The following is a 1,317-nucleotide window of genomic DNA, read 5'->3' on the forward strand; positions in this document are numbered from 1 at the left end:
TGTCCCGCCCCGGGTTTGATGGAGACATCGAAACCTGGGAGGAACACCAGCGATGCCTGCACCGAAGAAGTACAACGATGAGCTGCGTGAGCGTGCGACCCGGTTGGCGGTCGAGGCCCGTCGGGATCCGGCGTCCGCGGTTGGCGCGATCCGTCGGATCGCCGGTCAGCTCGGGGTTCACCCGGAGGCGTTGCGCACGTGGGTGAAGAAGGCCGAGACCGACGCCGGCGACCGGCCGGGCACCACCAGCAGCGACGCCGAACGCCTCGCCGCGTTGGAACGGGAGGTGCGTGAGCTGCGGCGGGCGAACCAGATCCTGAAGTCCGCGGCGTCTTTCTTCGCGGCGGAGTTGGACCGTCCGTCGCGATGAAGGTCGAGTTCGTCGACTCCCAGCGGGAGCGACACGGTGTCCAGCCGGTCCTGCAGGCGCTCGAAGACACGCCGGCACAGATCGCACCGTCGACCTACTACGCCGCCAAGACCCGCCCCGCCAGCGCCCGCTCCCGACGCGATGAGGAGCTGACCGCGGTGATCGAGCGGATCCACGCGGAGAACTACGGCGTCTACGGGGCCCGCAAGATCTGGCACGAGCTGCACCGCCAGGATATCGAGGCGGCCCGGTGCACCGTCGAGCGGCTGATGCGCGAGTCCGGGCTACGCGGGCTGCTGCGCGACAAGTCGCCGCGCACGACTCGGCCAGCGGCCGAGACCAACCGGCCCGCTGACCTGGTGAAACGGGACTTCACCGCGGAACATCCGAACCAGCTGTGGGTCGCCGACCTGACCTACGTGCGCACGAGTGTGGGCTGGGTGTACGCCGCCTTCGTCCTCGACGTGTACTCCCGCATGATCGTCGGCTGGCAGGTGTCCACGAGTCTCTACACCGATCTGGCTCTCGACGCGCTGAAGATGGCGATCTGGCGTCGCGAAAATCAAGGCGCTGACCTGGGCGGACTGGTCCACCACTCCGACCGTGGAGTCCAATATCGAGCAATCCGCTACACCCAGCGGCTCGCCGAGGCCGGCGCCGTCGCCTCCGTCGGCTCCAAGGGCGACTCCTTCGACAACGCGATGGCCGAGGCGTTCAACTCCCTGTACAAGGCCGAACTCGTCCGGAACAAGGGCCCGTGGCGCGGGCTCGACGACCTGGAGATGGCCACCGTCGAGTACATCGACTGGTACAACAACCGCAGGCTGCACGGCGAACTCGGCCACGTCCCACCCGCCGAGTACGAGGCGCTACACGCGATGACCCACCCGGTCACCGCACCCCTGAAAACCAGCTAACCAACTCTCCATCAAACCCGGGGCTTGACA

General features: G+C 67.4%; 1 pseudogene. It reads left to right on the forward strand.

Annotation, left to right across the window (positions count from 1 at the left end):
* The first annotated feature begins 52 nt into the window (after window positions 1-52).
* A pseudogene (locus D7I43_RS32435) lies at window positions 53-1,287 on the forward strand (IS3 family transposase).
* Window positions 1,288-1,317: the final 30 nt, after the last annotated feature.

The sequence above is a fragment of the Micromonospora globbae genome (genome assembly GCF_003610785.1).
In the GTDB taxonomy this organism is placed as follows: Bacteria; Actinomycetota; Actinomycetes; order Mycobacteriales; family Micromonosporaceae; genus Micromonospora; species Micromonospora globbae.